This window comes from Serratia sp. TSA_198.1 (assembly GCF_052686505.1).
Window position 1 is genome coordinate 2,283,423 of the sequence record NZ_JBQZFP010000001.1, and the last position, 22,461, is coordinate 2,305,883.

Genomic DNA, 22,461 nt, shown 5'->3' on the forward strand with positions numbered 1-22,461 from the left:
TTCATGTTGGGCGCCACTCGGCGCCCGTTGGAGGATTACTTCAGACCCAGCGCCACCCGGGTTTTGCGCAGCGTATCGGGTGGCAGCGGCAGGTAACCGTCATGATTAACCAGCTTTTGCCCGGCATCGGACAGCACGCGATCGAGAAAAGCGGCGGTCAGCGGCTCCAGCGGTTGGTTGGGGGCCTTGTTGATGTAAATATACAGATAGCGCGACAGCGGATAACTGCCGTTGCGCACGTTGGTATCATTGGGGACAACATAATTTTCACCCGATTCCGCCAGCGGTAGCAGACGCACGCCACTGGCGCGAAAACCGATGCTGGCATAGCCAATGCTGTTCAGCGAGCCGGCCACCGCCTGTACCACCGAGGCCGAACCGGGCAGCTCATTGACCCGCGGCATAAAATCGCCGCCGCACAGGGCGCGCAGTTTGAAATAGCCGTAAGTGCCGGAGGCGGAGTTACGCCCGAAACGTTGAAGGTCGCGCTGTTGCCAACTGCCGGTCAACCCCAATTCGCCCCAACGCATCAGCGGTCGGCTTTCGCCGCAGCGCCGGGTAGCGGAGAAAATGCGGTCGAGCTGCTGCAGGTTCAGACCGCGCAACGGATTGTCCTGATGCACCAGCACTACCAGCGCATCCACCGCTACCGGCACGGCCAGCGGCGCATAACCATAACGGTGTTCGAACGCCGACACTTCCGCCGCCTTCATCGGCCTGCTCATTGGCCCAAGCTGCGCTGCGCCCGCCGCCAGTGCGGTAGGCGCGGTTGAAGAACCGGCTGCCTGGATCTGCAAATTGACGTTAGGGTAGTGCTGACTGAAGTCCTGCGCCCACAGCGCCATCAGATTCGCCAGCGTATCGGAGCCGACGCTCGACAGGTTGCCGGACAGCATACCGTCCGGCTGTGCCAGTGCGCCGCGGCTCGCCAGCAGCGCCAGGCACAGCAACAACCATCGGGTAATTCGGATCATGCCAGCCTCTCGCGCGTTAATTTTTCACCGCATTCTCTGATAAAGCTGCAGGAACAATCAACCGGTTAGGCAAGGTAAAGATGAAACGGGTGCCAATCCCCTGCTCGCTGAGGATCTCCAACCGCGCATCGTGGTGGCTGAGCGCATGCTTGACGATCGCCAGCCCCAGCCCGCTGCCGCCGGTCTGGCGTGAACGGGCTTTATCGACGCGGTAGAAACGCTCGGTCAAGCGCGGAATATGTTCGGCGGCGATGCCCGGCCCGTTGTCGCTGACCTGGAACTGCGCGCCGTTTGGAGTCTGTTGCCAGCTCACCTCAATATGGGTGCCTTTCGGCGTGTGATTGACGGCGTTATACACCAGATTCGACACCGCGCTGCGCAGTTGGTCATCGTTGCCGAACACCTTGAGCTGCTCGTTCACCCGGAAGGTAATCTCGTGGTTGCCGCCGCTCAGCGACTGCGCCTCACGCTGCAACACCCGCAACATCAGCGGAATATCGACCCGCTCGTTCATATCGACGTTAGGGGCCGCCTCAATGCGCGACAGCGTCAGCAGCTGTTTGACCAGCCCGTCCATGCGCCGAGTCTGTTCCTGCATGGTACCCAGCGCCTTGCCGCGCAACGAGCCGTCCAGCTCCTCGTCGCTCATCATCTCCAGGTAACCCTGCAATACCGTCAGCGGGGTACGCAATTCATGGCTGACGTTGGCGAAGAAGTTGCGGCGCGCGCCTTCAAGCTGGCGCATTTGGGTGACGTCGCGCGCCACCATCAACAGTTGCCCTTCCGAATAGGGCATCACACGGAACTCGACGTAGTGCTCGTTATTGAGTTGCAGCGTCAGTGGCCGCGTGAATTCCTGCTGTTGCAGATAGTGGCTGAACTCCGGGTAACGCAACAGGTTAAGGATGTGCTGGCCGTTGTCTTCCGGCCAGCGGAATCCCAGCAGATGCTGCGCCAACCCGTTGCACCAGAAGATATTGCCTTCGACGGTGGTCATCACCACCGCATCGGGCAGCGATTCCGCGCCGCTGCGAAAACGTTTGATCAACAGCGCCAGTTCACGACGACGACGACGGTTGCGCTGTTGCATCTGGTACAGGCCGTAAAACAGCGGCTCCCAGCTCCAGCGCCCAGGCGGCGGCGTCATGCTGCGGTCGACCCACAGCCAGTGGGAAAGTTTGAGTTGGTTGTAGAAATTCCAGACCAGCGCCGCCAGCACGGCGGCCAGCAGCAGCCAGGGCAGATAGCCGAAAATCAGCCCCAGCAGCAAGGCAGGTAAACAGAAAAGAGCCAGCTCCAGGGCCAGCCTCTTCCAGGAAAGGCGTTCTAGCACAGCATATTCTCCAGCGCGACGCGATCAGTAACGCGTTGAGAATCGGTAGCCGGTGCCCCGAACGGTTTGAACCATTTTGTCATGACCAGTGGTCTCTAACGCCTTACGGAGCCGGCGGATATGCACGTCAACGGTGCGGTCTTCCACATAAACGTTAGTGCCCCAGACGTGATTAAGCAACTGTTCGCGGCTATAAACACGTTCCGGATGGGTCATAAAGAAATGCAGCAGTTTGAACTCGGTCGGCCCCATATCCAGCGCCTGCTCATTAGCCATTACGCGATGTGAGGAAGGGTCCAGGCTCAGCCCCTGCATTTCAATCACTTCTTCCACCGCCATCGGCGAAATGCGGCGCATTACCGCCTTGATGCGCGCCACCAGCTCCTTCGGCGAGAACGGCTTGGTAATGTAATCGTCCGCTCCCACTTCCAGGCCGCGCACCCGGTCTTCTTCTTCACCGCGTGCGGTCAGCATCATCACCGGAATATCGCGGGTCAGCGCTTCACGCTTCATATGTTTGATAAACTGGATACCGGAACCGCCGGGTAACATCCAGTCGAGCAACACCAAATCAGGGAACGGCTCAGACAGGCGCGTCACGGCGCTGTCATAATCCTCGGCTTCCAACGGTTGGTAACCATTCTGTTCCAACACAAAGCACACCATCTCACGGATCGGCGCTTCGTCTTCCACCACCAGTATGCGTCTTGCCATCGTCAATCCTGCCAATGTGTTAGCGATCACAGTTGATTGCGGGCGCCATTATGCGTCAGTTTTGTGACACTTTTATGAAAAAACCAGCCTGTTATAGCCAGTAAGCATAGCGATTATTTCCAGCTTCAAAGAAAAATCATTCAGTTGTCATAATCATTGCGTCACGACAGGAGAGTCAGCCCCCTTTATAATCACTGCCATTAGCTTATCGCCCCGGGAGTGTCATGCGCCTGATCCACACCTCTGACTGGCATCTTGGCCAGTACTTTTTCACCAAAAGCCGTGCCGCCGAGCACCAGGCTTTTTTGCGCTGGCTGATCGAGCAAATTGAACAGCAACGGGTGGATGCGCTGATCGTCGCCGGGGATCTGTTCGACACCGGGTCGCCGCCGAGTTACGCCCGCGAGCTGTATAACCGCTTCGTGGTGGAGCTGCAGCGTACCGGCTGCCAACTGGTGGTGCTGGGCGGTAACCATGACTCCGTGGCAACCCTGAATGAATCGCGCGAATTGCTTTCTTGCCTGAATACAACGGTGATCGCCAACGCCCAAAGCGACATCGGGCAGCAGATCCTGGTGCTTAACCAGCGCGACGGCCAACCGGGTGCGGTATTGTGCGCCATCCCGTTCCTGCGCCCGCGCGATCTGACGACCAGCCGCGCCGGCGAATCGGGTGCGCAAAAGCAGCAGGCGTTGCAAGAGGCCATCGCGCAACACTATCAACAGCTCTACCAGGCGGCCTGCGCACGCCGCGATGAACTGGGGCTAACCTTGCCGATTGTCGCCACCGGCCACCTGACCACGGTGGGGGTTACCGCCTCCGATTCGGTGCGCGATATTTACATCGGCACGCTGGATGCCTTCCCGGCGCAGGCGTTTCCGCCTGCCGACTACATTGCGTTGGGGCATATTCACCGGGCGCAAAACGTCGCCAAATCCGAGCATATCCGCTACAGCGGTTCGCCTATCCCGCTCAGTTTCGATGAGCTGGGCAAACCCAAGAGCGTGTTTATGGTGGATTTTGCCGATGGCGCCCTGCAACAGGTCACCGCACTGGATATCCCCAGCTTCCAGCCGATGCAACTGATCAAAGGTGATTTGGCGCAAATCGAGCAACAATTGCGGCAGTTCGCCGATTATCAAGGGGAACTGCCGGTATGGCTGGATATCGAAGTGGCCACGCAAGATTACCTCAGCGACATTCAGCGCCGTATTCAACTGCTGGCGGATCAACTGCCGGTGGAGGTGGTATTGCTGCGCCGCAGTAAAGAGCAGCGCCGCCAGGCCCTTGAACAGCAGGACAAGGAAACGCTCAACGAACTGAGCGTCGATGAGGTCTTCGAGCGGCGGCTGGCGCAGGAGACGGAAATCACAGAGCCTCGCCAGCAGCGGATGCGCCAAATGTTCCATCAGGTGGTCGAGGCCGTACGGCACAACGACGAGGAGCCGACCCAATGAAAATCCTGAGCCTGCGGCTGAAGAACCTCAATTCATTGCAGGGCGAGTGGAAGATCGATTTCACCGCTGAGCCTTTTGCCAGCAATGGGCTGTTCGCCATCACCGGGCCAACCGGCGCGGGCAAAACCACCCTGCTGGATGCCATCTGCCTGGCGCTGTACCACCAGACACCGCGCCTTAACGTGACACCGAGCCAAAACGAACTGATGACGCGCCACACCGCCGAGTCGTTGGCGGAGGTCGAATTTGAGGTCAAAGGCATCGGCTACCGCGCCTTCTGGAGCCAACGCCGCGCCAAAAATGCGCCGGACGGCAACCTGCAAGCGCCAAAGGTGGAGCTGGCGCTGCGTGAAGACGGCAAAATCCTGGCGGATAAAGTCCGCGACAAGCTGGATCTGACCGCCGCGATCACCGGGCTGGATTTCGGCCGCTTCACCAAATCGATGATGCTGTCCCAGGGGCAGTTCGCCGCCTTCCTCAATGCCGATGCCAATGACCGGGCCGAACTGCTGGAAGAGCTGACCGGCACCGAGATCTACGGCCAGCTTTCCGAACGGGTTTTCGAGCAGCACAAACAGGCCAAAGCCGATCTGGACGCCTTGCATCAACGCGCCAGCGGCATTGAGCTGCTGAATGACGAACAGCGTCAGCAATTGGAAAGCCAATTAGCTGAGCTGAGCGCGCAGGAAACCGCCCTCAACGGGCAGGCCCGGCAACAGCAACAGGCGCTGAACTGGCTGCAACAGTGGCAGCGAACGCAGCACCAGCAGCAGGAATACCAACGCCAGTTGAGCGTCGTGCAACAGGAGCAGGCCGCGGCCGAACCGCAGTTGCAACAGTTGGCGCGCAGCGAACCGGCGGAGAAACTGCGGCCGCTGCATAACGACCGTCACCGCTGCCGCAGTGAGCAGCAGGCGCTGCAACAGCAGATCGCCCAAATGGCGCAGCAGCAAGAGCATCAGCTTGCGCAGATGGCGCCATTGCAGCAGGCAGTGGAAAAAGCGCGCGTCGAGCAGCAGGCGCAGGCCGAACGCCAGCAGATCCAGCAGCGGCTGATCGACGAGCAGATCGTCCCGCTCGACCACCAGATTGCTCAACTGCAAAAAACGCAGACGGAATTGCAGCAGGCGTGCGACAACGCCGCCCGGCAGTGCCATCAGCAGAAAACGGATCTGGAGCAGTTAAACGTTCAACGCAGCCAATTGACCGCACAGGCCGGGCAACATCAGGAGAAGCTTAACGGTCTTAACGCGGCGTTGATGGCGCAGCAACAGCAGCAAAATGCGCTGGAAGCGCAGTCACCGCTGGCGGCGTTGCGCCAGCGTCAGACCGCGTTGGCCGAGCTGCGCCCCGCACGCCAGCAGCTGTTCACCCTCTCCTCGCTGTTCCGCCAGACCAGCGAGCGGCTTGAACAACAGCGCAAAGAGTTTTCCGCCCGTCAGGCGCAGCTTGGCGAACATGAGCAACAGCTGGAAGAAACGCGGCGGCACTACAAGCAGCAAAAAGCGCATCAGTTGGACGTGGAAAAAGCCCTTGAGCTGGAAAAGCGCATCGTCAGTCTGGAAGCCGAGCGCGCACTGCTGCAAAGCGGCGAGCCCTGCCCGTTATGCGGTTCCGCCAGCCATCCGGCCATTGAGCAATATCAGGCGGTAAAACCGTCCGAGACGGCATTGCGCCTGGCGGAAATGCGCGTCAAAACCGAGGCGCTGTACACCCAGGGCACCGAACTGCGCACCCGTTGCGAAAGCCTGAAGGAGCAGCAACAGCGCCAACAACAGCAAATAGCGCAGGACGAGGAGCAACTCGCCGCCCAGCGCCAACAGTGGCAAACCCTCAGCGCGCCGCTGGCGTTTGATTTCGATCTACAAGATGCCGAGCGCCTGAGCCAGTGGCTGAACGCCTGCGACAGCGAAGAACGCCAGGGCCAGCAAGGGCTGGCGCAGCACGAACAGGCAGCACAGGCGGTACAGCAGGCGAAAGATGCATTGGCCGAGCTCCAGGCGCAGCAACAACAAGCGCAACAGCAACAAGCGCTGCTGGACGAGCGCTTCACCCTGCTGGAAAAAAACCACGCCGATGCGCAGTTGCAACAGCAGCGCTTGCAACAACAGTGGCAAGAGGGCGAGAAAACCCTGGGCGAACACCGCGCGCAGCGGCTGGCGCTGTTTGGCGAACAACAGATTCCGCAGGTGCGCGAACAGCTGCGTGCCCAACTGGCCGCCTGCGAGCAGGCCAGCCATCAGGCGGCGGAACAATGGCAGAAAGCTCAGGAGCAGCGCGATCGCCTGGCCGGCCAGCTTGCCGGCCTGCAACAACAGCAGCAACGGCAGAGCGAGAGGCTGCAACAGGCGGAACAAACCTGGCTGGAAGCCCTGACCGCCAGCGAATTCAGCGACGAAGCCGCATTCAGCGCCGCGCTGTTGGATGACGCACAGCGCCGGCAATTGCAGCAGCATAAAGAACGGTTGCACCAGCGGCAGGTGGAGGCCAGCGCCCTGCTGGCACAGGCGGTTCATACGCTGGAACAACAGCGGCAACAGCGCCCGGAAGGGCTGGATGAAACCCAGGCCGACGCGCAAGCCCTGAGCCAGAGCCTGGAGGCGTTGGCGCAGCAGTTGAAAGCCTTGCAACTGCGTCAGGGTGAAGTGCGCAACCAATTGGAAAGCGACGCCGCACGCCGTCTCAATCAGCAATCGCTGTTTGAGCAAATCAGCCAGAGCCAGCAGCAGTACGACGACTGGAGCTACCTCAATCAGTTGATCGGCTCCAAAGAAGGCGATAAATTCCGCAAATTTGCCCAGGGGCTGACGCTGGATCATCTGGTGTACCTGGCCAATAACCAGCTTGGGCGGCTGCATGGGCGCTACCTGTTGCAACGCAAAACCAGCGACGCGCTGGAACTGCAGGTGGTAGATACCTGGCAGGCGGACGCGCTGCGTGACACCCGCACCCTGTCCGGCGGCGAAAGTTTCCTGGTCAGCCTGGCATTGGCGCTGGCGTTGTCTGACCTGGTCAGCCACAAGACCAGCATCGACTCGCTGTTTCTCGACGAAGGCTTCGGCACGCTGGATGCGGAAACCCTGGATACCGCGCTGGACGCGCTCGACAGCCTGAATGCCTCCGGTAAAACCATCGGCGTGATCAGCCATGTCGAAGCGATGAAAGAACGCATTCCGGTGCAGATTAAGGTGAAAAAGGTCAACGGACTGGGTATCAGCCGGCTGGAGCCGCAGTTTCGGCTGGAAAGTTAGGCCGGCAGTTGCCGCCACTGACGTGGACTGATGCCAAACCAGCGGCGAAAAGCGCGTGAAAACGCGCTGACGTCGGAATACCCCAGCAGCAGCGCCAACTCGGCAATCGGCAGGTGGCGCTGCTGCAAATAATGAGTCGCCAGGTCGCAGCGTACCTTGTCCACCAACGCGGTAAAAGTCACCCCCTGTTCACGCAGGCGGCGCTGCAACGAACCGGCGGACAGGCCCATTTTCTCGGCGATGATTTCCAACACCGGTTCTCCGCTCAGCAGCGCTTGGCGCACCTGGGCGCGGGTACGGTCCACCAGCGTCAGTTCGGCATTGCGCCGTTGGCACAAAATCACGCCGTGCTCCACCGAATAGTCGAAACGATAGCCTTCCCTCTTGTTCTCCCGCCGCGTCAGACCGGCTTCCAACTGAGTGCATGCTTCCGGCTGGCAGGAAAGCGCTGTCGGCATGATGTATTCCACTGTGGCTGTAACGGTGCAGGGAGGTAAGCAACTTCCGTACCAGCTTACCGGTCCGCCTCCCGCCGCCGTATCGGTCAAAAAATCACCAATAAAGCACAATTTCGTCGCCACGCTGCCCACTTTTGGTGCGCGCTCAAGCGGCCCTTAAGCCACCCCCCCGTGCTGGCAGAGAGGCGTCGTCATGGCATAAAACCTGCAGCGTCGTGAGTGGATACCTTCTTTATCTGCGCAGGCGGTTTTTTCGATCGGGAGAGCAACATGACAATGCAACTTAAACCTACCCTGGGCACCCTGCATCTTTGGGGCATTGCCGTCGGGCTGGTGATTTCCGGGGAATATTTTGGCTGGAGCTACGGCTGGGGCGTGGCGGGGACGCTCGGTTTCCTGATCACCACCCTGATGGTGGCGACCATGTACGGCTGTTTTATCTTCAGTTTTACCGAGCTGACCACCGCCATCCCTCACGCAGGCGGGCCTTTCGCCTATAGCCGCCGCGCCTTTGGCGAAACCGGCGGCCTGATCGCCGGGCTGGCGACGCTGGTGGAATTCGTGTTCGCACCGCCGGCGATTGCCATGGCGATCGGGGCTTACCTCAACGTGCAATACCCGGCGCTTAACCCCAAGTGGGCGGCGGTGGGCGCCTACGCCATTTTTATGACGCTGAATATCCTCGGCGTTAAGCTGGCGGCGCTGTTCGAACTTTGCGTCACCGTGCTGGCGGTCTTTGAGCTGCTGGTGTTTATGGGCGTAGTGGCGCCGGGCTTTAGCTTCAGCAACTTCGTGCTCAACGGCTGGGCGGGCAGCGATCATTTCGGCAGCGCGGCGCTGTCCGGTATCTTCGCCGCCATTCCGTTCGCGATCTGGTTTTTCCTGGCCATCGAGGGCGCGGCAATGGCGGCGGAAGAGGCCAAGGATCCGAAACGCACCATTCCGCGTGCCTACATTTCCGGCATTCTGACGCTGGTGGTATTGGCGCTGGGCGTGATGCTGCTGGCGGGCGGCGCAGGCGACTGGAGCAAACTGTCGAACATCAACGATCCGTTGCCGCAGGCGATGAAAATGGTGGTAGGCGAAAACTCCGGCTGGATGCACATGCTGGTGTGGATTGGCCTGTTTGGATTGGTGGCCAGCTTCCACGGCATTATTCTCGGCTATTCGCGCCAGTTCTTCGCGCTGGCGCGCGCCGGTTACCTGCCGACCTCACTGGCGAAACTGTCGCGCTTCCAGACGCCGCACCGGGCGATCCTGGCCGGCGGCGTGATCGGCATCGCCGCGATCTTCAGCGACAGCTGGATCAACCTTCAGGGCATGAGCCTCACCGCCGCCATGATCACCATGGCCGTATTCGGTGCCATCGTGATGTACCTGATGAGCATGCTCAGCCTGTTCAAACTGCGCCGCATTGCGCCGGAGCTGGAGCGCAGCTTCCTGGCGCCGGGGTACCCGCTGGTACCGGCCATCGCGCTGGTGCTGGCGCTGGTATGCCTGATCGCCATGCTGTGGTTTAACCCGGTGATCGGCGGGGTATTTATCGCCCTGATGGCCTGCGGTTATCTCTATTTCCTGCTGACCAAAACCCAGCGCCGAAATGCGCCGCAGGACCTGATGTTGTCCGGCAGCGACTGAGAAGTGTGACCACAGCGGCACTCCCTGGCAAAAAGCGTTGAGCCGCCGCTGACAAGGGTTATGATGCTGCTGATAACAGGATTGCTACTGTATACCTAAGAATTTCAAGCTGCAGCCTTGCCCGATGAATCAAACTCATGCGGGCGCAATATGCAGCGTCCCTGGCATACCAGGGAGAAGAGATATCCGAATACAGGCAAAACCTGACGCAGGGGATCGCTCCCGTGCGTCAGGTTTTTTCGTTTTCAGCGCGCTGAAACAGCAGGGAACAACCATGAAAATCGCAAAAATACTTAATAATAACGCGGTGATTACCTTGGACGACCGTCAGGAAGAAACGGTAGTGATGGGTCGCGGCGTAGGGTTTAAAAAGAAGGCCGGCGATCTGCTGGACGAAAACCTGATCGAGAAGATCTTCACCCCCAACGGCGGCGAAATGGGCGAACGCTACAAAGAGCTGCTGGCGGAGATCCCGCTGGCCTGCGTGACCACCGCCGACAAAATCATCACCCTTGCCCGCCAGCGCCTACCGGGCAAGCTGCACAACATCGTCTATATCACGCTGACCGACCACATTCACTTTGCACTGCAGCGCCACGACCAGGGGTTGGACATCAAAAACGTGCTGCTGTGGGAAATCAAAAAGCTTTATCCGGCCGAATTTGCCGTCGGGCTGGAAGCGCTGGACCTTATCACCCAGCGGCTGGGCACCGCCCTGCCGGAGGACGAAGCCGGGTTTATCGCCCTGCACCTGGTCAACGCCCAGTTGAACGACGAAATGCACAACACCCTGCACATCACCCGCGTGATGCAGGAGATCCTTAACATCGTCAAATACCACTTCCGCTTCGATTACAACGAAGAAGCGCTGAGTTACCATCGCTTTGTCACTCACCTGAAATTTTTCGCTCAGCGCCTGCTGGGGAAAAACTACGTCGACAGCGACGATGATTCGCTCTACCAGGTGGTGAAAGAGAAATACCGCGAGTCATTCACCTGCGCCGGCAAGATCAATCAGCACATCGAAAAACATTACCAACACCAGTTAACCAGCGAAGAGATGATGTTTTTGACCATTCATATCGAACGGGTGCGCAGTGAGAGCGAGGTAAAATAGGATCAGCGCCGGGCGTCGAACACCCGAATGCCATACTGCGGGAAAACGCCGTCGGCGGTGATCAGCGTCAGCCCTTCGGCCTGCGACTGGGCGATCAGCATGCGATCGAAAGGATCGCCGTGGTGTTGCGGTAACTGCCCCGCCTGCTGACTATGAAAAGCGGCTATCGGCAACGACAGAAAATCCTCAGCCTCAATGATGTCAAAAATGTCCTCTGGCACCGGCAGCTTGCCCAACGCCTGCTTGATCGAGATTTCCCATACGCTCGCCGCGCTGACGTAAACCAGATTATTGGGATCGGCGATCAGATTGCGGGTCCGCGGCCCCAGGCTGGCATTGTCCACCAGCCACCACAGCAGCGCGTGGGTATCCAGCAGCAAGCGCCTCATTTTTCTCCCTCAAACAATGCGGTGATGTCCGCATCGCCGGCATTAATATCCTCAGGTACGGTAAATTTACCTTTGGCCGCGCCGGGTTTGCGCGCTTCACCTTTAATCGCCATCAACTGAACGTAAGGCTTCCCTGCTTTCGCTATGATCACTGTCTCTCCCTCTGCGGCTTTATCCGCCAACTGGCTCAGGTTCGATTTTGCTTCGTGCATATTGGCCTGAATAGGCATGAGCGTCTCCTTAGCTAAGTTAGCTAAAGCATAGAGGGGCGTCCAGTTTTTGTACAGGGAATTGATTAAAGCGCGAACAGGCTCGCGCTTTTTTGCAAGGGTTACCTCTGCGGCCACAACCAGGCTGCGCCGCGCACGCCGCTGGAATCGCCGTGGATCGCTTTGCGAATTGGCGTTTCGCATTCGCCGCCGAATACCCAGGATTTCACCAATTGCGGCACGTGCTGATACAAGCGGTCCACATTGCTCATGCCGCCGCCCAGCACCACCACGTCCGGATCGAATATATTGATCACATGCGCCAGCGATTTCGCCAGCCGCAGTTCATAGCGGCCGATGGCCCGCTCCGCCAGGGCATCACCTTGCGCCGCCAGGGTCATGATCTCATGGCCTTTCAGCGGGTTGCCGCTCAGGCGCGCATAGTCGGTTGCAAAACCGGTGCCCGAGATAAAGGTCTCGATGCAGCCTTGCTTGCCGCAGTAACAAGGCACCTCGGTGCGAAAACGCAGCTCGTCGTCATCCATCCAGGGTAAAGGGTTGTGCCCCCATTCGCCGGCAATGCCGTTGCCGCCGGAATGCGCCTGCCCGTTAATCGCCACGCCCGCGCCGCAGCCGGTGCCGATAATCACCGCAAACACGGTTTTCTGACCGGCCGCCGCGCCATCGGTGGCTTCCGAGACCGCCAAACAGTTGGCGTCGTTGGCGATGCGCACTTCACGCGCCAACATCGTCGACAGGTCCTTATCCATAGGCTGGCCGTTGAGCCAGACCGAGTTGGCGTTTTTCACCAGCCCGGTATAGGGCGACAGCGTGCCGGGGATGCCGACGCCGACAGAACCCTGCTGCCCGGTCTTTTCTTCCGCCAGCTTCACCAGGCCGGTGATTGCATCCAGCGTTTGCTGATAGTCATGACGCGGCGTCGCGATACGATGGCGGAACAGCTCATGTCCGTCGTTGGCCAGCGCGATCACTTCAATTTTGGTGCCACCCAGATCGATACCAATGCGCACGATTTTTTCTCCTCAATGCACAACAACATTGCTACAGACTACTGTAACCGGCATGCGGGATCATCCCCTTGCCGCCGAATGTGACGGCGATGGCAATTTCCGCATCAGACCCCCTGCCGGCTGCCGCTTATTAATTAGCCATCAGGTACACTGTTTTTAAACAGTTCCACATAATAAATCCGGAGAGCAGCGATGAAACCTGCCGTACTGATCGTCGATGACGACCCCGCTATCTGTGACGTGCTCTGCGACGTGCTCAATGAACACGTATTTACCGTTCATGCCTGCCACCGGGGTAGCGAAGCGCTTGCCTTACTCAACCAGCAACCGGACATTGCTCTGGTGCTGCTCGACCTGATCCTGCCGGATACCAACGGCCTGCTGGTACTGCAACAGATCCACCGCCTGCGCCCGGATTTGCCGGTGGTGATGCTGACCGGCCTCGGTTCCGAGTCTGACGTGGTTGTCGGCCTGGAAATGGGCGCCGACGATTACATCGCCAAGCCCTTCAACCCACGCGTAGTCGTGGCCCGCGCCAAAGCGGTGCTGCGGCGTACCGGCGCGCTGGCGCTCGAGCCGGTAGCGGTTGGCCAGGGCAAGCCCGAAGGCTGGCAGTTCAACGGTTGGTGTCTGGACGCCGCCCGCTGCACCTTGCACAATCCGCAGCGACAACCTGTCGATCTGACTCAGGGCGAATATGGCCTGCTGCTGGCGCTGGTGCAGCATGCACGCAAAGTGCTGACCCGCGATCGCCTGCTGGAGTTGACCCACAGCGAAACGCTGGAGGTCTTCGATCGCACCATCGACGTGCTGATCATGCGGTTACGGCGCAAGATCGAGATCAATCCGCATCAACCCGAACTGATCCGCACCATTCGCGGGCTGGGTTATGTGTTCGCCGCCGACGTCAGCCAACCGGTGGCTGCCGCCTGATATACGCCTGCAGTTCCGATAACGGCCGTGCGCCGTCGATAGCATTGGCGCACAGCAGATTGAAACGCGCGCAGGCATGCGCCAGTTGCAATGTCTCCACCAAAGGCCAGTCTTCATGGCTGGCGTACAACACCCCGGCACAGAACGCATCCCCGGCGCCGACGCTGCCGACAATCTCGCCCTCGCTCAGGCGCCATGAGGGCTGCCAGCGCGCATCACCGCCGTTTTCCAGCCCGTACGCCCCTTCCGGGCAGTGGATCACCACCCGTCGGCGCACGCCGGCCTGCAACAGCTGCTGTGCGGCCTGCGCCATCAAATGCTGCTGTAAAGCGCCGTTGGCTGATCGCAGCGCCAGCCCGGTAAACTCCCCTGCCTCCAGCTCGTTGATCACCAGATAATCCAGCCAGCGCAGCGCCGGCAAGACCAGCGGCCGGTAGCGCGGATCGCCCTGACGCGACACCAGATCCAGCGACGTCCGGTAACCGCGCTGCTGCATCTGCGCCAGCAGCCGCGCACTGCGGGTGCCGAACGCCTCATCCGGGCGATCCAGGCTGTCGAGCAGCAGCAGATAACCGAGATGGAAAATTTTGTGTTCGCTGTACAGCTCGTCGAAAGCGTCCAGATCCAGCAGCCGGTTGGCGCCCGGCGCATGGAAGAAGGTTCGCTGCCCGCCCGGTTCGGTCATCACCTGCGACATGGAGGTCATCGCCCCTTCGCTGCGCTGCACCCAGCGGCCATCAACCCGGTGTTGCGCCAGCATCTGCATGATGTAATCGCCGTCCGCGTCGCAGCCGATAAGCCCGATCGCCGCCAGCGGCAGCCCGGTTTCCATCCGCGCCAGCGTCAGCAGCACGTTAAGCGGCGCGCCGCCGGTGGCGCGTTGGCTGCGTTCAATCTCAACCAACCAGCCCGGCTGCGGCCAGTGAGCGATGTGATGTACGTGATCCACCAGCATATTGCCGGCCGAGACAATGCCATGCCGGGTCATTACAACCGCCCGGCGCTGCCGAAAATATGCATCTGTTGCTGCACCACTTCGCTAATCGACTGCTCCACCGCCAGCAGCACTTCGGCGAACTCATCGTAAATTGCGTGGCGCTGCGTCATCCGCTGCTCAATCGCGCCCAGCGCCGCCTGAGACATACCGGTGTAGAAATTGATCTTGCGAATGCCCAAGCCAATCGCCCGCTTGAAATCCGCGTCGCTGATACCGGAACCGCCGTGCAATACCAGCGGAATGCCGGCCTGCTGCTGGATCGCCGCCAGCCGGTCGAAATCGAGCTTCGGCTCGCCCTTGTATTTACCGTGCGCATTGCCAATCGCCACCGCCAGCGCATCGATGCCGGTCAACCCGACAAACTCGCGCGCCCGCTGCGGATCGGTAAATTTATTGCTGTCGGCCTCGCCGTACAGCGCGCCGCCCTCGTCGCCGCCGACCGCGCCCAGCTCAGCCTCGACCGAAACCCCGGCCGCGTGGCACATGCGCACCACTTCCTGCGTCTGGCGCACGTTCTCTTCATAGCTCAGGCCGGAGCCGTCGAACATCACCGAACTGAACCCCAGGCGCAGCGCCTGCACCACCGCCTCGAAATGCAAACCGTGATCCAGATTCAGCACCACCGGAATAGCGTGCTGCGCCGCTTCGCTTTTAATCGCCGCCACCAGCGACTCCAGCGAGACGTACTTAAAGTGCACTTCGGCAATGTTGATAATAAACGGCGATCGCGCCGCCTCTGCGGCGGCAAACAGCGCACGCAGGAAGTGGCTGTCGAGCACGTTGAACGCGCCGAGCGCATAGCCGTGCCGACGAGCGTGCGCCAATCCCTGCGCCAGTGAAATCAGTGCCATAGCTGTTCTCCTTTAATCGATAAAGCGCGAATATTCGTTGCACAGCAGCCACTGCGGCGGCTGGTCTTCCGTTATTTGGCCAAAGCGGCTGAGCGGCGTCAGGAAACGGTTGTCGTTGTCGTCATCGTTGACCGTCGAGACTTCGCCCACCAGCACGTCACCAAAGCCCTCCTCACCCCAAAAGCTATGATAAATGCCCGGCGTCAGACAGATGCTTTCTCCCGGCGCCAGCCGCAGACGCGAACCGGCGGCATGGGTCTGCCGGCAACCGTCCAGGGTAACGGTCACCGCTCCCTCAGCCAGCCGTTCATCGGCATCGGCGTTGTGCAGTTCGACGATCAGATTGCCGCCGCCGCGGTTGATGATGTCCTCGCGTTTGCGCCAGTGGAAATGCATTGGCGTCACCTGCGCTTCGCGGCAGTGCATGATCTTCTCCGCATAACATTTGGCATAGGGCTGGCCGCCGGGCGAACCGTTGCGCAGCGTAAACAACGTCAGGCCACGGTGCGCAAAGTCATCGCCGCCGAACGCGGTGACATCCCAACCGAGTTTCAGATCGAAGACCTCCTGCCACGGCTGGCGATCGAGCTGCCGCCAGGCCGACGGGCTAAAATGAGCGAAAGGCGGCAGATGGACGTCGAAGCGGGCAAAAAAGTGCTGGGTTTGCTGCAGGATCCGGTTCACGGCGGAACGGTTCATGGCACCTCCGGGCGTGGTTATCAATAAGGGGCCAGACTGAGCTGGCCCCTGGCGGCAGAAGGTTATTTCACCGTCCAGCCTTTGTAGCTGCCGATATTATTTTTATCGATCATGGTCACCGGGATCAGCACCGGGCCGGTTGGCGCGGGTTTGCCCTGCAGAATGTCGTAACCGATCTCGACCGCCTTGGCCGCCATCACCTGCGGATCCTGCGCCGGCGTCGCCACAAACAGCGAGTTGTCGCGTTTGAGCGCCTCTTCACCGTCCGGCGAGCCGTCTACGCCGACGATAAAGAACTCGCTGCGCTGCGCCTGCTTGGCCGCCAGATCGGCGCCGATCGCCGTCGGATCGTTAATCGCGAATACACCGTCGATCTTCGGATTGGCCGCCAGCAACGAAGTCATGATCTCCAGACCGCCTTCGCGGCTGCCCTTGGCGTTCTGGTTGTAGGACAGCAGCTTGATATCCGGGTGTTTCTTCAGTTCGGTCATACAGCCTTCCACCCGGTTTTGCACCGCAGAAACCGGCGGCCCGTTGATGATCACCACGTTGCCTTTCTCTTTCAGGCGATCGCTGATGTATTTACAGGCCATCGCACCCGCCTGGGTGTTATCCGAAGTGATGGTGGCGTCGGCCCCTTCGGCCGCCACGTCTACCGCCACCACCACGATGCCGGCGTCCTTGGCGCGTTTAACCGCCGGGCCGATGCCTTTGGAATCGGCGGCGTTGAGGATGATCATATCGACCTTGGCGGCGATGAAGTTGTCGATCTGCGCCACCTGCTGGCCAAGATCGTAACCGCTCGACACCAGCGTCACATTCACCTTGTCACCGGCCAGCTCCCGCGCTTTCAGCTCGGCGCCCTTGGTGATCTGCACAAAGAACGGGTTGGCCAGATCGCCCACCGTCACCCCGATCGATTTCAATTCTTTCGCCTGGACCACAGAGGCGCTGCCGAGCGCGGCGGTAACCAACAAAGCGGTAATCAATGGCTTGAAACGCATAGTGTTTTCCTCATTATTATCCAGATGTTATGAAGCACTGCGATTAGTGTTGATAGTTTCGGGTACGGTATTTATCAATCAGCACCGCTATGATGATCACCGCCCCTTTGATCACCAATTGCCAGAAATAAGAAACCCCCATCAGCGTCATGCCGTTATTCAGGGTCGCGATAATCAACGCCCCCACCAGCGTGCCGGTAATGGTGCCGATGCCGCCGACGAAACTGGTCCCGCCGAGGATCACCGCGGCGATGGCATCCAGCTCATAGCCCATGCCCAGGTTGCCGTTGGCGCTGTAGAGCCGGGAGGCGCTCATCACCCCGCCCAGCCCGGACAGCAGCCCGCTCATGCCGTAGACGAACAGCAGCACCGCGCCCACCTTGATGCCTGTCAGACGTGCGGCCTGTATATTGCCGCCCACCGCGTAGATATGAACCCCGAGCGTGGTGCGGCGCAGGATGAACCAGCACAGCGCGATCACCGCAAAGGCGATAATCACCAGCCAGGGAATCGGCCCCAGATAAGCATTGCCGATCCATTCAAAACTGATATTCGAGTTGATGATGGTGGTGCCGTCCGCCAGCAGATAAGCCGCGCCGCGCAGTGCGGTATAGGTGCCAAGCGTCACGATAAACGGCGGCAAACCGGCGTAGGCCACCAGAAATCCATTGAACAGCCCCATCCCCAGCCCGGCCAGCAGCGCCAGCGGGATCGACAACCCGGCCATGCCCGGCATCAGGGAAACCGCCATCGCCACCACCGCCGTGGTGCCCAGCATCGAACCGACCGAGAGATCGATGCCGCCGGTAAGAATGATAAAGGTCATGCCCGCGGCCAGCACGATGTTAATCGACGCCTGACGGGCGATGTTCAGCAGGTTGGCATCGGTAAAAAAATTCGGCGCGACAAAGCCGAAAACCGCGACGATCAGGATCAGAATCGGCAGAATGCCGACGGTTTGCATCATATCGCCCATAAACGCCCGTTTCAGCGTGGGATTTTTTGCGCCAGGCGGCAGCGGATTCGAAGTCATGGCAGGCTCCTTGAGCGTACGGATTGAATTATTCATGGTCGGCGATTTCCACGGCGGTTTCGACGCCGGTGGCCAGCGTCATGATGTTTTCCTGAGTAATGTCGCTGCCGCTCAGTTCGCCGGCGATACTGCCTTCGTGCATGACGTAAACCCGATCGCTCATCCCGACCACCTCAGGCAGTTCGCTGGAGATCATCAGGATCGCCACCCCCTGCTGCGCCATCTGGCTCATGATGCGGTAAATTTCGCTCTTGGCGCCGACGTCAACGCCGCGCGTCGGTTCATCGAGGATCAGAATGCGCGGGCCGATCGCCACCCAGCGTGAAATCAGCAACTTTTGCTGGTTGCCGCCGGACAGACCACCGGCGCGCACCTGAGCATGCGGCACACGGATATTCAGCAGGCCGATAGCGTCGCTGGAAATGATCTGCGCCTTGCGGCGATTCAGCAGGCCGTAGCGGCCATCGCGCTCCAGCGTTGCCATAACGATATTTTCATGCGCCGCCAGATCGAGAAACAGACCCTGCTCCTTGCGGTTTTCGGTGAGAAAACCGATGCCCAGAGCGATGGCGTCGCGCGGTGAATGGATATTGGCCGTTTTGCCGTCAATCTCCACAGTGCCGCCGCTCGCCTTGCGCACGCCGAAAATCAGCTGCGCCAGTTCGGAGCGCCCGGCCCCCACCAGCCCGGAAAGGCCGACAATCTCGCCGGCGCGCACCTGCAGACTGACCGGCTTCACTTTCTTGCCGTCGGTCAACCCGTGCAACGTCAGACGCGGTTCGCCCACCGCAATCCCCTGTTCCTTATTGAACAGATCGCTCAGCGGGCGGCCCACCATCATGCGCACCAGCTCACTGGCGGACAGCTTGTCGCGCGTCAGGCTACCGACATACTGGCCGTCACGCAGCACGCTGACGCGATCCGACAGTTCGTACACTTCCGCCATACGGTGGCTGATGTAAATGATCGCCATTCCCTCATCGCGCAGGCGCTTGATCAGCTCGAACAGCCGATGCGTTTCACGCGAAGAGAGCGCCGCCGTAGGTTCGTCCATCACCAGAATGCGGCTATTGCGATGCAACGCGCGGGCGATTTCCACCTGCTGCTGCTCGGCGATGGTTAATTTCATGACCCGATCGCCGGCGCTGAACTGCGCGCCCAGCCTGTCGATCACCTTCTGCGCTTCCAGCAACATCTGCCGGCGTTTCACCAGGCCACCGCGCTGGATCTCGCTGCCCAGAAAAATGTTCTCCGCCACCGTCAGATTGGGTGCCAGATTCATTTCCTGGTAAATCAGCGTGATACCTGCCGCCAGGGCGTCTTTTGGCCCTTTGATGGCGAACGGCTGCCCATCGATAAAAATTTCCCCGCTGCTGGCGATATACGCGCCGGCCAATATTTTCATTAACGTGCTTTTACCCGCGCCGTTTTCACCCATCAGCGCGTGGATCTCACCGCGATATACCGTCAGGTCGACGCCTTTCAGCGCATAAAACTGACCAAAACTCTTGGCGATGTTGTGCATTTCCAAAATCGGGGTCACGCTCATCGTCATACCTCAGGCTGCGGTTCGGATTACATGCAGTTAACCACGCATAAATAAATGCAAAATGTCAGCGCCCGTTCATGTTTGTCATATTGTTAATGGAACGGGGATTTATAATGCGAACAGTCAGTTACGGGAGATACGATGCGCAGACTACCTTTCCTTGCCGGTGCGCGTGGGCGCCTGCTGATGTTCAACCTGCTGGTAGTGGCGGTGACGCTGATGGTCAGCGGCGTGGCGATCGTCGGCTTTATGCATGCGGGCAAGCTGCAGGAACAGGTGCAGGCGCAAACGCTGAAAGAGATGAACGGCAGCATGGCGCTGAGCCGCGATACGTCGAACGTCGCCACCGCCGCCATCCGGCTTTCGCAGGTGGTTGGCGCACTGGAGTACCAGAGCGAATCCGCCCGATTGAAACAGACCCAGTTGGCGCTGCAGGCATCTCTCAACCGGCTGGCGGACGCCCCGCTGGCCCACAGCGAGCCGGCGCTGGTCAAGCGCATCATCAGCCGCAGCAACGCACTGGAAACCAGCGTCACCCGCATGCTGGAACTCGGTCACGCGCGGCACCTGCAACGCAACATCCTGCTCAGCGGGCTTTACCAGACACAGAGTACGCTGCGGCATATCACCAGCCTGAGCCAACGCGACAATCTGGACCAGCCTTCGCAACCGCTGCTCGGCCAGATTGACCGGCTGTTGGCGATCGCCATTCAGACCCCAACGCCCAAGGCGGCCGCCCAGCAACTCGACAGCGTGATGGTCTACTGGCCGCAGCGCAGCTCGAATGCATTGGTGGATGAGAAAATGCGACAGTTTCGCATCAGCGAACAACGCCTGCTGCCCGAAACGCTGGAACTGGAGCAAAGCGACCTGGCCCTGGCCTATTATACCTACCATATCAAAGCGTTAGTCGAGATGCTCAACGGCGACATCAACCTGTACGTGCAAAAGGTAGCGAACGAGTCGGAGCTGCGTACCCACCAGACGCACCGTGAGCTCAGTTCCATCAGCGTATTTATCGGCCTGTTCGCCCTGCTGGCGTTGGTGATCACCGGCTTCGCCGGGCTGTATATCTACCGCAATCTCGGTTCTAACCTGACGGCGATCGCCAATGCCATGACGCGACTGGCGCGCGGTGAGCGTGACGTCAGCGTGCCGGCGCTGCAACGCCGCGATGAACTTGGCGAACTGGCGCGCGCTTTCAACGTGTTTGCCCGCAATACCGCCTCACTGGAACGAACCTCTCGCCTGTTGAAAGAAAAAAGCACCCAGCTGGAAACCACGTTCCTGGCAATGCGCGACGGTTTTGCCCTGTTTGATAACGACGGACAGCTGGTGGTGTGGAACCCGCAATACCCGCTGCTGCTGGGGCTGAACGAACACCAGTTGCACCGCGGCCAGCACTACCGCGAATTGCTGCAACACGTAACGCCGCCACAGGGCCAGCGCTGGGAGGCGGTACTGGCCAATCTGTCCAGTGAACTGCCGCAGCCGCAGGAGCTGCGTCTGGATGACGGTCGCACCGTCGAACTGCGTTTCAGCCCGGTGCCCAACCGCGGTGTGGTGAACGTGGTGTTGGAACGCACCGAGCGCAAGGCGCTGGAAGAGGCGCTGCTGCACAGCCAGAAAATGAAGGCGGTCGGTCAACTTACCGGCGGCCTGGCGCACGATTTTAACAACCTGCTGGCGGTGATTATCGGCAGCCTGGAACTGACAACCGGGCAAACGCAGGACGCGCAAACCGCACAACGCATCGCCCGCGCGCTGAAAGCCGCCGAACGCGGCGCGCAACTCACTCAGCGGCTGCTGGCATTCTCACGCAAACAGGCGCTGCACCCTCAAGCCATCGCGCTGCGTGCGCTGGTGGAAAACCTGCAGGAACTGCTGCGCCATTCGCTGCCCGCCACGCTATCGCTGACCATTGAGGCGCAACAGCCCGGCTGGCCGGCGTGGATCGATGCCAATCAGTTGGAAAATGCGCTGATCAACCTGGTGGTCAACGCGCGGGATGCGATGGAAGGCCGCAGCGGGGTGGTGAAGATCCGCATTTATAACCAGCGGGTAGTGCGCAGCAGCGGCAAAAAACAGGACATGGTGGCGCTGGAAGTGATCGACACCGGCTGCGGGATGTCGGAGGAGGTCAAGGCGCAGGTGTTCGAGCCCTTCTTCACCACCAAGGCGGTCGGTAGCGGCAGCGGGCTTGGCCTGTCGATGGTTTACGGTTTTGTCCGCCAGTCCGGCGGGCGGGTACAGATTGAAACCGCGCCGGGCAAAGGCACGCTGGTGCGCCTGCAATTGCCCCGAGCCCCCATGCAGGCGGTAACGGAAACGCCGCTGTTGCCACTCGACGACAGTGACGGCACCGACAATCTGGTGCTGGTACTGGAAGATGAGAACGACGTGCGCCACACGCTGTGCGAACACCTGCACCAGCTCGGCTACCTGACGCTGGACAGCGCAGACAGCCAGGAAGCGCTGGCGCTGCTGCGCCAGACGCCGGATATCGCGCTGCTGATAAGCGATCTGATGCTGCCGGGCGAACTGAACGGCGCGCAGGTGATTGAGCAGGCGCGGGAGATCAATCCCCACCTCTGCGCTCTGCTGATCAGCGGCCAGGACATGCGCCGCCACTCTCAGGGAGATCTGCCTGAGCTTGAGCTGCTGCGCAAGCCTTTCAGCCAGCGGCAACTGGCGCTGGCGCTGCAACGGGCGCGGAGAAGAAACGCGGTCGGCGACGCAATTCAGAGGGAATGAGGCGATTTTTCGCCTCTGATTCGTTATCATGCCGCCCTGCTTTTGATGAACAAGCGTGCCGACTGCACGC

Annotated in this window: 18 protein-coding genes and 1 pseudogene; 6 read left to right on the plus strand and 13 right to left on the minus strand. The window is 60.1% G+C overall.

Going from position 1 to position 22,461, the window contains the following annotated elements; genetic code table 11:
* Positions 1 to 35 precede the first annotated feature (35 nt).
* The 3 genes from ACUTSW_RS10980 to phoB are packed head-to-tail and all read right to left on the minus strand — an operon-like array spanning position 36 to position 3,021.
* Positions 36 to 974, minus strand: a complete 939-nt coding sequence (locus ACUTSW_RS10980; RefSeq protein ID WP_445584379.1) for a PstS family phosphate ABC transporter substrate-binding protein — start codon at positions 972 to 974, stop codon at positions 36 to 38.
* A gap of 16 nt (positions 975 to 990) precedes the next feature.
* A complete protein-coding gene (gene phoR / locus ACUTSW_RS10985) occupies positions 991 to 2,307 on the minus strand; it encodes a phosphate regulon sensor histidine kinase PhoR (RefSeq protein ID WP_445584380.1) in 1,317 nt (438 codons plus the stop codon).
* A 24-nt stretch (positions 2,308 to 2,331) separates the two neighbouring features.
* The gene (phoB, locus tag ACUTSW_RS10990) at positions 2,332 to 3,021 is read right to left on the minus strand and encodes a phosphate response regulator transcription factor PhoB (protein WP_004949222.1); all 690 of its coding nucleotides are present in this window, start codon (positions 3,019 to 3,021) and stop codon (positions 2,332 to 2,334) included.
* A gap of 224 nt (positions 3,022 to 3,245) precedes the next feature.
* On the opposite strand from phoB, the gene sbcD reads away from it, so the two are divergent.
* Together sbcD and sbcC are read left to right on the plus strand one after the other, a co-directional pair.
* A complete protein-coding gene (gene sbcD / locus ACUTSW_RS10995) occupies positions 3,246 to 4,478 on the plus strand; it encodes an exonuclease subunit SbcD (protein WP_445584381.1) in 1,233 nt (410 codons plus the stop codon).
* Complete coding sequence (gene sbcC / locus ACUTSW_RS11000) at positions 4,475 to 7,729, plus strand: exonuclease subunit SbcC (RefSeq protein WP_445584382.1); 3,255 nt, start codon at positions 4,475 to 4,477, stop codon at positions 7,727 to 7,729. The genes sbcD and sbcC overlap by 4 nt, the downstream gene beginning before the upstream one ends.
* On the opposite strand, the pseudogene ACUTSW_RS11005 reads toward sbcC, so the two are convergent.
* Positions 7,726 to 8,034, minus strand: a pseudogene (locus tag ACUTSW_RS11005) (helix-turn-helix transcriptional regulator); the annotation flags it as partial. The gene sbcC and the pseudogene ACUTSW_RS11005 overlap by 4 nt on opposite strands.
* Positions 8,035 to 8,457: 423 nt before the next feature.
* Between ACUTSW_RS11005 and eat the strand changes: the two are divergent.
* Both eat and licT read left to right on the plus strand, forming a co-directional pair.
* Positions 8,458 to 9,825 (plus strand): ethanolamine permease, encoded by a 1,368-nt coding sequence (gene eat, locus ACUTSW_RS11010; protein WP_062793276.1) that lies wholly within the window; start codon positions 8,458 to 8,460, stop codon positions 9,823 to 9,825.
* Between the two features lie 274 nt (positions 9,826 to 10,099).
* Entirely contained in the window at positions 10,100 to 10,942 is an 843-nt protein-coding gene (gene licT, locus ACUTSW_RS11015; RefSeq protein WP_445584383.1) for a BglG family transcription antiterminator LicT, read from the plus strand.
* A gap of 2 nt (positions 10,943 to 10,944) precedes the next feature.
* Here licT and ACUTSW_RS11020 read toward each other — a convergent pair whose 3' ends face one another.
* The 3 genes from ACUTSW_RS11020 to mak form a co-directional block, all read right to left on the minus strand.
* Positions 10,945 to 11,331, minus strand: a complete 387-nt coding sequence (locus tag ACUTSW_RS11020; RefSeq protein WP_445584384.1) for a type II toxin-antitoxin system VapC family toxin — start codon at positions 11,329 to 11,331, stop codon at positions 10,945 to 10,947.
* On the minus strand, positions 11,328 to 11,561 hold the full coding sequence (locus tag ACUTSW_RS11025) for a type II toxin-antitoxin system Phd/YefM family antitoxin (protein WP_013811708.1): 234 nt from the start codon (positions 11,559 to 11,561) through the stop codon (positions 11,328 to 11,330). The genes ACUTSW_RS11020 and ACUTSW_RS11025 overlap by 4 nt, the downstream gene beginning before the upstream one ends.
* Positions 11,562 to 11,662: 101 nt before the next feature.
* Entirely contained in the window at positions 11,663 to 12,571 is a 909-nt protein-coding gene (gene mak / locus ACUTSW_RS11030; protein WP_073440795.1) for a fructokinase, read from the minus strand.
* A gap of 192 nt (positions 12,572 to 12,763) precedes the next feature.
* Here mak and ACUTSW_RS11035 point away from each other — a divergent pair, with 192 nt between their 5' ends.
* Positions 12,764 to 13,504, plus strand: coding sequence for a response regulator (locus tag ACUTSW_RS11035; RefSeq protein ID WP_004949209.1), 741 nt, complete (start codon positions 12,764 to 12,766; stop codon positions 13,502 to 13,504).
* Here ACUTSW_RS11035 and ACUTSW_RS11040 read toward each other — a convergent pair.
* The 6 genes from ACUTSW_RS11040 to ACUTSW_RS11065 form a co-directional block, all read right to left on the minus strand.
* Positions 13,479 to 14,492 (minus strand): carbohydrate kinase family protein, encoded by a 1,014-nt coding sequence (locus ACUTSW_RS11040; protein WP_445584385.1) that lies wholly within the window; start codon positions 14,490 to 14,492, stop codon positions 13,479 to 13,481. The two genes, ACUTSW_RS11035 and ACUTSW_RS11040, sit on opposite strands and share 26 nt — an antisense overlap.
* A complete protein-coding gene (locus ACUTSW_RS11045; protein WP_445584386.1) occupies positions 14,492 to 15,352 on the minus strand; it encodes a ketose 1,6-bisphosphate aldolase in 861 nt (286 codons plus the stop codon). The genes ACUTSW_RS11040 and ACUTSW_RS11045 overlap by 1 nt, the downstream gene beginning before the upstream one ends.
* 12 nt (positions 15,353 to 15,364) lie before the next feature.
* Positions 15,365 to 16,051 (minus strand): D-lyxose/D-mannose isomerase, encoded by a 687-nt coding sequence (locus ACUTSW_RS11050; protein ID WP_062869821.1) that lies wholly within the window; start codon positions 16,049 to 16,051, stop codon positions 15,365 to 15,367.
* Positions 16,052 to 16,113: 62 nt separating this feature from the next.
* The gene (locus tag ACUTSW_RS11055; RefSeq protein WP_004949201.1) at positions 16,114 to 17,055 is read right to left on the minus strand and encodes an ABC transporter substrate-binding protein; all 942 of its coding nucleotides are present in this window, start codon (positions 17,053 to 17,055) and stop codon (positions 16,114 to 16,116) included.
* Positions 17,056 to 17,098: 43 nt separating this feature from the next.
* The gene (locus ACUTSW_RS11060) at positions 17,099 to 18,088 is read right to left on the minus strand and encodes an ABC transporter permease subunit (protein WP_330762980.1); all 990 of its coding nucleotides are present in this window, start codon (positions 18,086 to 18,088) and stop codon (positions 17,099 to 17,101) included.
* 28 nt (positions 18,089 to 18,116) lie between these two features.
* Complete coding sequence (locus ACUTSW_RS11065) at positions 18,117 to 19,637, minus strand: sugar ABC transporter ATP-binding protein (RefSeq protein ID WP_445584387.1); 1,521 nt, start codon at positions 19,635 to 19,637, stop codon at positions 18,117 to 18,119.
* 141 nt (positions 19,638 to 19,778) lie between these two features.
* On the opposite strand from ACUTSW_RS11065, the gene ACUTSW_RS11070 reads away from it, so the two are divergent.
* The gene (locus ACUTSW_RS11070) at positions 19,779 to 22,391 is read left to right on the plus strand and encodes an ATP-binding protein (RefSeq protein WP_445584388.1); all 2,613 of its coding nucleotides are present in this window, start codon (positions 19,779 to 19,781) and stop codon (positions 22,389 to 22,391) included.
* The last annotated feature ends 70 nt before the right edge of the window (positions 22,392 to 22,461 follow it).

Coding starts and splice junctions, on each gene's coding strand:
- ACUTSW_RS11025 (WP_013811708.1), bottom strand. CDS start 11,561: ATGCCTATTCAGGCCAATATGCACGAAGCAAAATCGAACCTGAGCCAG.
- ACUTSW_RS11035 (WP_004949209.1), top strand. CDS start 12,764: ATGAAACCTGCCGTACTGATCGTCGATGACGACCCCGCTATCTGTGAC.
- ACUTSW_RS11045 (WP_445584386.1), bottom strand. CDS start 15,352: ATGGCACTGATTTCACTGGCGCAGGGATTGGCGCACGCTCGTCGGCAC.
- sbcC (WP_445584382.1), top strand. CDS start 4,475: ATGAAAATCCTGAGCCTGCGGCTGAAGAACCTCAATTCATTGCAGGGC.
- licT (WP_445584383.1), top strand. CDS start 10,100: ATGAAAATCGCAAAAATACTTAATAATAACGCGGTGATTACCTTGGAC.
- ACUTSW_RS11060 (WP_330762980.1), bottom strand. CDS start 18,088: ATGACTTCGAATCCGCTGCCGCCTGGCGCAAAAAATCCCACGCTGAAA.
- sbcD (WP_445584381.1), top strand. CDS start 3,246: ATGCGCCTGATCCACACCTCTGACTGGCATCTTGGCCAGTACTTTTTC.
- ACUTSW_RS10980 (WP_445584379.1), bottom strand. CDS start 974: ATGATCCGAATTACCCGATGGTTGTTGCTGTGCCTGGCGCTGCTGGCG.
- ACUTSW_RS11020 (WP_445584384.1), bottom strand. CDS start 11,331: ATGAGGCGCTTGCTGCTGGATACCCACGCGCTGCTGTGGTGGCTGGTG.
- ACUTSW_RS11055 (WP_004949201.1), bottom strand. CDS start 17,055: ATGCGTTTCAAGCCATTGATTACCGCTTTGTTGGTTACCGCCGCGCTC.
- eat (WP_062793276.1), top strand. CDS start 8,458: ATGACAATGCAACTTAAACCTACCCTGGGCACCCTGCATCTTTGGGGC.
- ACUTSW_RS11065 (WP_445584387.1), bottom strand. CDS start 19,637: ATGAGCGTGACCCCGATTTTGGAAATGCACAACATCGCCAAGAGTTTT.
- ACUTSW_RS11070 (WP_445584388.1), top strand. CDS start 19,779: ATGCGCAGACTACCTTTCCTTGCCGGTGCGCGTGGGCGCCTGCTGATG.
- phoB (WP_004949222.1), bottom strand. CDS start 3,021: ATGGCAAGACGCATACTGGTGGTGGAAGACGAAGCGCCGATCCGTGAG.
- ACUTSW_RS11040 (WP_445584385.1), bottom strand. CDS start 14,492: ATGACCCGGCATGGCATTGTCTCGGCCGGCAATATGCTGGTGGATCAC.
- ACUTSW_RS11050 (WP_062869821.1), bottom strand. CDS start 16,051: ATGAACCGTTCCGCCGTGAACCGGATCCTGCAGCAAACCCAGCACTTT.